General features: G+C 70.2%; 8 protein-coding genes. 1 reads left to right on the top strand and 7 read right to left on the bottom strand.

All coding sequences use genetic code 11. The features are described from left to right. Positions 1–210: 210 nt before the first annotated feature. The 7 genes from ACTWQJ_RS39915 to ACTWQJ_RS39885 all read right to left on the bottom strand — a co-directional run bounded on the left by ACTWQJ_RS39915 (position 211) and on the right by ACTWQJ_RS39885 (position 8108). Entirely contained in the window at positions 211–618 is a 408-nt protein-coding gene (locus ACTWQJ_RS39915) for a hypothetical protein (RefSeq protein ID WP_443311334.1), read from the bottom strand. Continuing rightward, on the bottom strand, positions 615–2129 hold the full coding sequence (locus tag ACTWQJ_RS39910; protein ID WP_443311333.1) for a hypothetical protein: 1515 nt from the start codon (positions 2127–2129) through the stop codon (positions 615–617). Before ACTWQJ_RS39910 ends, ACTWQJ_RS39915 begins: the two co-directional genes overlap by 4 nt. Before the next feature lie 593 nt (positions 2130–2722). Further along, positions 2723–3622: a lysophospholipid acyltransferase family protein gene (locus tag ACTWQJ_RS39905; RefSeq protein ID WP_443311332.1), complete on the bottom strand. Its 900-nt coding sequence runs from the start codon at positions 3620–3622 to the stop codon at positions 2723–2725. Between the two features lie 104 nt (positions 3623–3726). Continuing rightward, positions 3727–4500 (bottom strand): GNAT family N-acetyltransferase, encoded by a 774-nt coding sequence (locus ACTWQJ_RS39900; RefSeq protein ID WP_443311331.1) that lies wholly within the window; start codon positions 4498–4500, stop codon positions 3727–3729. A gap of 239 nt (positions 4501–4739) precedes the next feature. Further along, positions 4740–5489, bottom strand: coding sequence for a succinate dehydrogenase/fumarate reductase iron-sulfur subunit (locus ACTWQJ_RS39895; RefSeq protein WP_443311330.1), 750 nt, complete (start codon positions 5487–5489; stop codon positions 4740–4742). After that, positions 5486–7435, bottom strand: a complete 1950-nt coding sequence (locus ACTWQJ_RS39890) for a fumarate reductase/succinate dehydrogenase flavoprotein subunit (RefSeq protein WP_443311329.1) — start codon at positions 7433–7435, stop codon at positions 5486–5488. The genes ACTWQJ_RS39895 and ACTWQJ_RS39890 overlap by 4 nt, the downstream gene beginning before the upstream one ends. Before the next feature lies 1 nt (position 7436). Next, positions 7437–8108: a succinate dehydrogenase gene (locus tag ACTWQJ_RS39885; RefSeq protein ID WP_443311335.1), complete on the bottom strand. Its 672-nt coding sequence runs from the start codon at positions 8106–8108 to the stop codon at positions 7437–7439. A 120-nt stretch (positions 8109–8228) separates the two neighbouring features. Here ACTWQJ_RS39885 and ACTWQJ_RS39880 point away from each other — a divergent pair. After that, positions 8229–8719: LysR family transcriptional regulator (locus tag ACTWQJ_RS39880; RefSeq protein ID WP_443311328.1), on the top strand; the 491-nt coding region annotated here is incomplete at its 3' end.

Here is an 8719-nt window from a genome sequence, read left to right as displayed (position 1 = left end):
CGCGCAGCCCACCGGCACCAGGGCGTGACGACGATCAGCACACCCACCACCCGCCGACACCGGCCGAGAGGGGCAGCACTGGGCGCAGGATTCCACCTGCACGCCCACGCCACCCCACCCAGGTGGGCACCACCCGTGCCAGACACTACGCCTCGCATGGGATCGCTTAGCTGATCAGAGACGCTTCCCTCCGCGTAGCATGCGGAGGCTTCAGAACAGCGAGTTCACGGCCTGCTGCACGGCGGTCGCCGCGCCCGCCAGAGCCGCAACGGTCCGGCCCATGAGACCGATCGTGTCGGCCGCGCCCTCAATGGTGTCGCGTTGGTCCGCCGGGTTGTCGAGAGCGCGCTCGATACGGTCGGCTGCGCGCAGTCCGGCGTCCCGGTCCTCGCAGGCGCCTAACCGGGACAGGGCGTCCCGGAACTCCCGGAGGCTGGCGCGGACTTCGGCCACCGCCGGATCGTCGGCCGGGCGCGACACCGACTGGCTGACGTTGCTGACGTCTCCTCCCGCGGTGGTCGCCTGGATGTTGCTGTTGCTGCCCGCCCTCACGTTCGACGAGACCTGTCGACGGCCTTCGCCGCTCCTCCAGCCGCCCTCGCGTCGAGATCGGTTCATTCCTCGTCACCCTTCTCTGTCGCCTTGTCGCTCTCGTCCCCGCCGGCGTGCCGACCGGCCTGCCGGTCCTGTGCGTTGTCCGGACCCTGGCGTATGTCGCGGGCGTCCCGGCCCGCGGTGACCGCCTGAATGATGTTGTTGTCGCCCGCGTGGATGACCGTCATGATCTTCTGCACCTGGCGTTTGAACTCCGTGACGTCGACTCCCTTGAACTCAAGGAACTCCTCGACCGTGGAGAACATCGACGACTGGACGATCGCCACATGCCGTACGGCGTCCTCGGACACGTGCATGTCACCTGTGTAGACGGGCGAACAGCGCTCTCGCAGGCTGGTCGGCATCGGCCGCTTCGGGACGTCCGCCAACTGCTCGCTCGACGCCGTCTCATCGCTCTCGCCCGCCCACCACCTCAGGAAGCGCCACCACCCGTGGCCCAGGGCCGCGAGATCGCCCACGGCCTGAACCGGGATCTGCGCGAACATGGTGATCCTGCGCAGCACTTCGGGATCCACGGCCTCCTCGACATCGTCGAAGAGTGGCGGGAGGACATGGGGGCGCACGACGAAGTGCAGTTCCTGTCCTTCGATCACCGCCGATGCCAGCACGGTGACGACCAGCTGACCGGACCAGGTTTGGACCTGCGCGGACAAATACCGGCGGACGACGATCCCGGAACCTCTCTCGTCCGGCTCCCGCCCCCACAGGGCGTCCTCGCCGGCGTCGTCGCCGGAGGGATTCCTCGGCAGGCGGGCCCAGCGCCGGGACGGGCCGCCCCGCACGTACTGGACGTCGCACTCGAGCGGTTGGAAGGGCGGCTCGGCGATCCGGAGGTCATCCAGTTCTTCGCTCACCGCCGTGAGGAGCTCGCCGGTGCCGAAGGGAACGAAGTCCTTGCGGACCTCCTCGTCCTCGTCGTCCTTCTCGCCTTGCAGCTTGATACTGATCGTGGCCCGACGCCAAAGGGAGTTGCCGGCTCCGATGAAGCGCCAATAGCCCGCGTGGAGTTCATAGGGGAGGGCGTTGCCGGTCTGCGCGCGTTCGATCGCGGCGATCCGGCCGCGCAGTCGCGGTCCCGTCCACGGACGGCGACCGCCCCGGTCGCAGAGCAAGGCGTAGACGACCGCGACGAGCCGATCGATGATCCGCACCCCCAGGTAGGCCAGCGTGGCGTACTCGAGCGCCACGAGGGTCTCCTCGCCCACCCGGCTCGTGGGACGGAGCGTCATCACCAGCAGCGGAAGCAGGAGAACCACCAGCGCACCGCTCCAGGCCCGGCCGATTCGGCGCCGCCACGGCCTGGAGCGCCGCAGCGTACGCCGAGAGGGCCGGGCGACCGCCACCGCAAGCGCGGCCGCAATGGCCCACAGAGCCACACCGAGCGGGAAGCGGTAGGCGATCCAGCCCAGGATGATCGCGAGTGCCGTGCGGCGCAGGCGCCACTGCCTGCGCGCGGCGAGGCAGTGCGCGAGGACGGGCCCGAGGTCGAAGCCGTAGGAGGGCACCACGCGCATGCGTGACAGGAGTATCTTCCCGATCGCCCACCTGGCGAGTGGCTCGCCCAGGGGCGGGCAGGTGGTGCCTGCCAGCTCCGGCCGGGGACGTTCGTCCGCCAGAAGGGCGCGCGCCGAGGCGAGACCCCAGCCATGAGTCGCCAGGTGCCGCGATGCCGCTCTGAGCGGCTCCAGCCGATCGGGACGAGCGTGCGCGGCCGCACACAGTCGTCTGGTCGCTTCTGTGGACCGGGTACGCGTTGCCTTGTTCGCAACCGGTGCGGCCTTGGGCGCGTCGTCGGGCGTCGTGGCCGAGGTTGGCGCGGCATGAACCGAGATGGCCTGGAAATAGCGTTCTCGCCGTTCCTGCGTGGAAGTCCCCACCCCGACGTCCTCCCCCGAGAGGGCGCCGTGACGTGCACTGCGGTCCTCTGCGACGCTTCCCGCTAACGGACCCACAGAATTCCGGGTGAGTCCGGTCCACGCAGCGTCAAATCCGGCCGATGTGTATATGGGCCGGACGGCCGACTCCACAGCTCCGCCTCCTGGCGGACGTGCACCTCGATCGCACCGTCCGCCGCGTACACCCGCGCCCGGTCACCTGCGTTGAGCGTTCAGCCCTGCCGCGCGGTCGGCACATCTGCCTCGCAGGTCCTGGCCCGCGACTGCTCGGAGACCAGGGCGACGTGGGCCCATTCGAGCTCGCCGCCCATCAGGCCGGGCTGGGCGGCATGAGCGAGTGCTCGGCGGTCGGGGTGGCTGCCCGCCGGGATCTCGTCCCGTATCTCGACCTCGGCGACGAGTCCGCGTGCCGAGACCACCCGCCACAGCGAGGCGAGCAGTGAGTCCTCGCCGACGAAGGCGGGCGCGGTGCTCGCGGGGCCACCCTCGAACCGGTAGTGGAGGCGGACCGGCTGGACGGCGACGGCCGCGTCGAGGGCGCCCTGGAACACCGCCCGTCGGAAGTGTCCCTGAGCCCGGCCGCACCAGGTGCTGCCCTCGGGGAAGGCCACGACCGCGGCACCACCGCGCAGCGCATCGGCGATGCGGGCGACCGTCCGAGGCAGTGCGCGCAGCCGGTCCCGCTCGATGAACAGGGCGCCGCTGCGCGCGGTGAGCGCACCCGCCACCGGCCACTGCCGGATCTCCGCCTTGGCGAGCATCCGGGCCGGGCGCACGGCGGCGAGCAACGGGATGTCCAGCCATGAGATGTGGTTGGCGACGAGCAGCAGGCCACCGGTGGGCGCGGCCGCACCGCTGATGCGGACACGGACGCCGGCGGCCCGGACCACGGCCAGGCTCCACCGGCGGATCAGCGCATCGCGCCGGGAGGCGGGCACGCTCCCGAGCACTGGCAGCAGCACGACGCCCACCAGGAGCGTCGCCAGCAGTGCCCCGATCCGCAGCACGGCGCGCGGCACGTCCGTCAGGGACCGGACGGACGTGACGCAGACCTGCGGGGAGCAGGGCGCGGTGGGCAGCCACGCGCTGCTCGGTACGACGGGACGGGGCACGGCCGCCGTCCCACGCTCGCGTCTTGGTGTCCGTACCCGACCGGCCGACAGGACAGCCGCGCCCGGGCGGAGGCGGTGCGGCAGCCCCGTACGCGTGACGCTCATCAGGCCGGGACGAGCGAGAGGAAGTGCCGCAGATAGCGCGGGTTGACCCGGCGCATCGACAGCAGCACGTACAGGTCGGCCACGCCGAAGTCGGCATCGTGCGCGGGCTGACCGCACACCCAGGCGCCCAGGCGGACGTAACCGCGCAGCAGCGGCGGGAGTTCGGTGCGCTCGGCCGGGCGGGCGACGCCGTCGGCGACCCAGGGCAGCAGCGGCTGGACGCGGTACTCCTCGGGGGCCAGGTTCTTGGCCTGCACCCGGTCCCAGGTGGCGGCCGCGAGGGTGCCTCCGTCGGCGAGCGGGATGGAGCAGCAGCCGGCCAGCCACTCGTGGCCGCGGTCGACCATGTACCGCGCTATCCCGGCCCAGATCAGGCCGATGACGGTGCCGTCGCGGTGGTCCGGGTGCACACAGGAGCGGCCGACCTCGACGAGGCCGGGGCGGATCGGATCGAGCCGGGTCAGGTCGAACTCGCCCTCGGAGTACAGCCGGCCGGCGACCGAGGCCCGCTCGGGCGGCAGCAGCCGGTAGGTGCCGACGACCTGACCGGTGAGCGTGTCGCGGACCAGCAGGTGGTCGCAGTACGCGTCGAAGGAGTCGATGTCGAGCCCCGGCTGCGGTGTGGCGAGCAGCGCACCCATTTCGCCGGCGAAGACGTCGTGCCGCAGCTGCTGAGCGGCCCGCACGTCGTCCTCGTCGCGGGCGAGGGTGACGGTGTAGCGGGGGGGTGCCGCTGGCTGCGGGGGACGATCGAGGGTGGAAACGCCGGTCATGGCACACTCCTGGTCACGGGCCGGTTCGACGACGGCAGCGGGCGGGCCGGGTCGTTCGGCCTGCCGCCACAGTTCTTCCGATGCCGGTTGGCGTGTGCGTGACCGGTGGCCGGAGCGGGGATGTGCGGATGTTGAATGCCAGGGGCGGGCGGGAAAGCGAGACGGGACCGGGATGAGCACCACCCCCGGTCCCGCCCGTCCGCACCTTTTCGGCGAACGTCTCTCCCACCTGGGCAGGGCTACCTCTTGGCCGCCTTGCGGGTGGCGCGCAGCCATTCCTTGTTCATGCCGGTGATGGACATCAGCGGGATGCCCTTCGGGCAGGCGGTGGCGCACTCCCCGGTGAGGGTGCAGCCGCCGAAGCCCTCCTCGTCCATCTGCGCCACCATGTCGAGGACGCGGCTCTCACGCTCCGGTGCGCCCTGCGGGAGCACGTTCAGGTGGTTGACCTTGGCGGAGGTGAAGAGCATCGCCGAGCCGTTCGGGCAGGCGGCCACGCAGGCGCCGCAGCCGATGCACTCGGCGTGCTCGAAGGCGAAGTCGGCGTCGGGCTTCGGCACCGGCGTGGCGTGGGCCTCGGGCGCGGAGCCGGTCGGGGCGGTGATGTAGCCACCGGCCTGGATGATCCGGTCGAAGGCGGACCGGTCGACCACCAGGTCCTTGATCACCGGGAAGGCGGAGGCACGCCACGGCTCGATGTCGATCGTGTCGCCGTCCTGGAAGGACCGCATGTGCAGCTGGCAGCTGGTGGTGCGCTCGGGACCGTGCGCGTCGCCGTTGATGACGAGCGAGCAGGCACCGCAGATGCCCTCGCGGCAGTCGTGGTCGAAGGCGACCGGGTCCTCGCCCTTGAGGATGAGCTCCTCGTTGAGGGTGTCGAGCATCTCCAGGAAGGACATGTCGGGGGAGATGCCGTCCACCTCGTACGTGGACATGGTGCCGTCGGCGTCGGCGTTCTGCTGCCGCCAGACGCGCAGGGTGAGCTTCATGCGTAGCTCCGCTGGGTGGGGTGGACGTACTCGAAGACCAGGTCTTCCTTGTGCAGGACGGGCGCCTCGCCGGTGCCGGTGAACTCCCAGGCGGCGGCGTAGGAGAACTCGTCGTCCCTGCGCGCGGCCTCGCCGTCCGGGGTCTGCGACTCCTCGCGGAAGTGGCCGCCGCAGGACTCGGAGCGGTGCAGCGCGTCGAGGCACATGAGCTCGGCGAGCTCCAGGTAGTCGACGATGCGGTTGGCCTTCTCCAGGGACTGGTTGAACTCCTCACCGGTTCCGGGCACCTTGATCCGCCGCCAGAACTCCTCGCGGATCTGCGGGATGCGCTCGAGTGCCTTGCGCAGCCCGGCGTCCGTGCGGGCCATTCCGCAGAACTCCCACATCAGCTCGCCGACTTCGCGGTGGAAGGAGTCGGGGGTGCGGTCGCCGTCGACGGACAGCAGCAGGTTGAGCCGGTCCTGGGTCTCGGCCAGCACCTCCTGGACGACCGGGTGTTCGTCGGTGACCGAGTCCTGGTGCGGGTTGCGGGCGAGGTAGTCGTTGATGGTGGCCGGCAGCACGAAGTAGCCGTCGGCGAGGCCCTGCATCAGCGCGGAGGCGCCGAGGCGGTTGGCTCCGTGGTCGGAGAAGTTGGCCTCGCCGATCGCGAACAGGCCGGGGATGGTGGTCTGCAGATCGTAGTCGACCCAGAGGCCGCCCATCGTGTAATGCACGGCGGGGTAGATCCGCATCGGCACCTCGTACGGATCCTCGTCGGTGATCCGCTGGTACATGTCGAACAGGTTGCCGTACTTGGCCTCGACGGCCCCCCGGCCCATGCGCTTGATGGCGTCCGCGAAGTCGAGGTAGACGCCCTGCCCGCCGGGGCCCACTCCCCTGCCCTCGTCGCAGACGTTCTTCGCGGCGCGGGAGGCGATGTCGCGGGGGACGAGGTTGCCGAAGGACGGGTAGATCCGCTCCAGGTAGTAGTCGCGCTCGTCCTCGGGGATCTGGCTCGCCGGCCGGGTGTCGCCCTTGGCCTTCGGCACCCAGATACGGCCGTCGTTGCGCAGTGACTCGCTCATGAGGGTGAGCTTGGACTGGTGGTCGCCGGTGCGCGGGATGCAGGTGGGGTGGATCTGGGTGAAGCAGGGGTTCGCGAAGTACGCGCCGCGCCGGTGCGCCCGCCAGATGGCGGTGGCGTTGGAGTTCATCGCGTTGGTCGACAGGTAGAAGACGTTTCCGTACCCACCGCTGGCGAGTACGACGGCGTCCGCGAAGTACGTGTCGATCTTGCCGGTGATCAGGTCGCGCGCCACGATCCCGCGCGCCCGCCCGTCGACGACGACCAGATCCAGCATCTCGGTACGGGGGTGCATCTCGACGTTCCCCGCGGCGATCTGCCTGCTGAGCGCCTGGTAGGCGCCGAGCAGGAGCTGCTGGCCCGTCTGGCCGCGGGCGTAGAACGTACGCGACACCTGGACGCCGCCGAAGGAGCGCGTGTCGAGCAGACCGCCGTACTCGCGGGCGAAGGGCACGCCCTGCGCGACGCACTGGTCGATGATCTCGACGGAGATCTGCGCGAGCCGGTGCACATTCGACTCCCGCGCCCGGAAGTCGCCGCCCTTGACGGTGTCGTAGAAGAGGCGGTGGATGGAGTCGCCGTCGTTGCGGTAGTTCTTCGCGGCGTTGATGCCGCCCTGCGCGGCGATGGAGTGGGCGCGGCGCGGGGAGTCCTGGTAGCAGAACTGGACGACGTGGTAGCCCTGTTCGGCGAGCGTGGCACCGGCGGAGCCGCCCGCGAGGCCGGTGCCGACGACGATCACCGTGTGCTTGCGCCGGTTGGCGGGGTTGACCAGTTTGGCCTCGAAACGGCGCTTGTCCCAGCGCTCGTTGATCGGGCCGGACGGGGCCTTGGCGTCGAGGACCGGCTCACCGGTCGCGTAATCCACGTAAGAGGTCATGTCAGCTCACCACTCCGGTCATGACGCCCACGGGTACGGCGATGAAACCGGCCGTGAGCAGCAGCGCGAGGACGTTGGCGATGGTCTTCAGGGCGCGGTCACGGGTGCGGCTGCCGACGCCGAGGGTCTGTGCGGCGCTCCAGAAGCCGTGCCGGATGTGCAGGCCGAGGGCGAGCATCGCGACGATGTAGATGACGTTGCCGTACCAGGTGGAGAAGGTGTCGACGACGTTCTGGTAGGGGTGGCCGGTCTGGAATCCGCCGGAGTGCACGGTGCCGGTCGTCAGGTCGAGGATGTGCCAGACGATGAACAGGCCGAGGATGATCCCGCCCCAGCGCATGGTGCGTGTCGCGTAGGAGGCCCGCGGCTTCTTGTGGACGTACTTGCTGGGGCGCGCCTTGATGTCGCGGCGGCTGAGCTGGTACGCCGAGACCGCGTGGGCGACGACGGCGACCACCAGCACGATCCGGACGAGCCACAGCGTCCACTCGTAGTGCATGAACGGCTCGCCGACGGTACGCAGCCAGTGCGCGTAGTGGTCGAACTCGCCCTCCCCGAAGAAGATCTTCAGATTGCCGATCATGTGGACGACCAGGTACAGCAGCATGATCAGACCGCTGACCGCCATCACGGTCTTCTTGCCGACGGAGCTGTCCCACACCGTGCGTGCCATGGACGGCCGTCGGTCCGTCCGCGTTGCCAGAGCCATGTCTCAGGACGCTAGGGCCGAACGACCCCATCGGTCCAAGACATGGTCCGGCTTGATTCGATAGCCCTGGCCTATGCTGGCAGGGTGCAGTTCCAGCAGCTTCAGTACTTCGTGGCGGTCGCCGAGACCCGGCACTTCACCCGGGCCGCCGACCTCGTCCATGTCGCCCAGCCGTCGCTGTCCCAGCAGATCAAGGCGCTGGAGCGGGAGCTGGGTGCCGATCTGTTCCTGCGGGCGCGCGGGAACATCACCCTCACCGATGCCGGCGAGGCCCTGCTGCCCCTGGCCCGGCGGATCCTGGCCGACGCGGACACCGCGCGGCACGAGGTGCAGGAGCTGGTGCAGCTGCGCCGGGGCCGGGTGCGACTGGGCGCGACCCCGAGCCTGTGCACGGGCCTGCTGCCGGACGTGCTGCGCGCCTTCCACGACCGCTATCCGGGCATTCAGCTGCTGATCGAGGAGGGCGGTTCGCACGATCTCGTACGCGAGCTCGCCCGCGGAGCCCTCGACCTTGCCCTTGTCGTCCTGCCGCTGCCGACGCCGTCCCCCGCGCTGACCACGGTGGAGCTGCTGCG

Origin of the sequence: Streptomyces sp. KR55 (genome assembly GCF_052245645.1) — a bacterium.
GTDB lineage: Bacteria > Actinomycetota > Actinomycetes > Streptomycetales > Streptomycetaceae > Streptomyces > Streptomyces flavusporus.
This window is presented reverse-complemented; position numbering and strand designations above follow the sequence as displayed.

Bases quoted from the DNA above. Each gene is read 5' to 3' on its own strand.
- ACTWQJ_RS39885 (WP_443311335.1), bottom strand. From the start codon at position 8,108: ATGGCACGCACGGTGTGGGACAGCTCCGTCGGCAAGAAGACCGTGATG.
- ACTWQJ_RS39900 (WP_443311331.1), bottom strand. From the start codon at position 4,500: ATGACCGGCGTTTCCACCCTCGATCGTCCCCCGCAGCCAGCGGCACCC.
- ACTWQJ_RS39890 (WP_443311329.1), bottom strand. From the start codon at position 7,435: ATGACCTCTTACGTGGATTACGCGACCGGTGAGCCGGTCCTCGACGCC.
- ACTWQJ_RS39895 (WP_443311330.1), bottom strand. From the start codon at position 5,489: ATGAAGCTCACCCTGCGCGTCTGGCGGCAGCAGAACGCCGACGCCGAC.
- ACTWQJ_RS39915 (WP_443311334.1), bottom strand. From the start codon at position 618: ATGAACCGATCTCGACGCGAGGGCGGCTGGAGGAGCGGCGAAGGCCGT.
- ACTWQJ_RS39910 (WP_443311333.1), bottom strand. From the start codon at position 2,129: ATGCGCGTGGTGCCCTCCTACGGCTTCGACCTCGGGCCCGTCCTCGCG.